This window comes from Ideonella sp. P3_A4, assembly GCF_056403075.1.
This window is the reverse complement of record NZ_JBFUGE010001347.1, coordinates 1-604: the sequence shown is the minus strand read 5'-3', so window position 1 is coordinate 604 and position 604 is coordinate 1. Positions and strand designations below refer to the sequence as shown.

Annotated in this window: 1 protein-coding gene; it reads left to right on the top strand. The window is 59.8% G+C overall.

The window, feature by feature from the left end; translation table 11 throughout:
• The coding region (locus tag AC1DYI_RS37950) for a hypothetical protein (protein ID WP_477209200.1) at positions 1-320 on the top strand (320 nt) is incomplete at its 5' end.
• Positions 321-604: the final 284 nt, after the last annotated feature.

Sequence of the window (604 nt, the reverse complement as noted above, 5' to 3'; positions counted from 1 at the left end):
TCGGATTCCTTGACGGCTTGAACATCGATGCGCTGACGCATGCAGCCACGCTGCTACTCATCATCGATCGGCCGCTCGAAGACGGCCTCACCAAGCCAAGGGTACGAGGCAAGCTTCTGGCGTATCACGACTGGACTTACGTTGACAAGAAGTTGACCAAATACCACCCCGAAGTCAACTTGGCTGCAGGTGTTGGTCTGCTCCTACTCCATCCAGAGCCAAAGGCGGCGCTCGGACGCTCTGTGCTTGAGCAACTTGTCGGCTATGCAAGAGAGTTGGAGTTCCAACCTGTCGCGAAGCCTCTTCCAACAAAGGGCTGAGGTCGCATGTTGGGCAACATCTCTCGCCGGCAAGCCAAGTCCAATGCAGCGTCGCCTAACCCCTCCGTCAAGGGGACGTCTTGCGGCAGGCCGCARGCCGCCCCTTACGTCGAACGTTAAGCGCACAGCCGKGTTGAAGSTTTGAGTCACTTGGAACGTCATCWGCCAATGSCTGCCGTTCATGACCTCGGTATCGATGCCCAGTGCCCTTGGGAAAAGCGTGCCCGCTCCGGCATCCGCTCGGGCTGTCCGTCCTCCGGCGGCCAGCGCGCGGATGGTGGCTG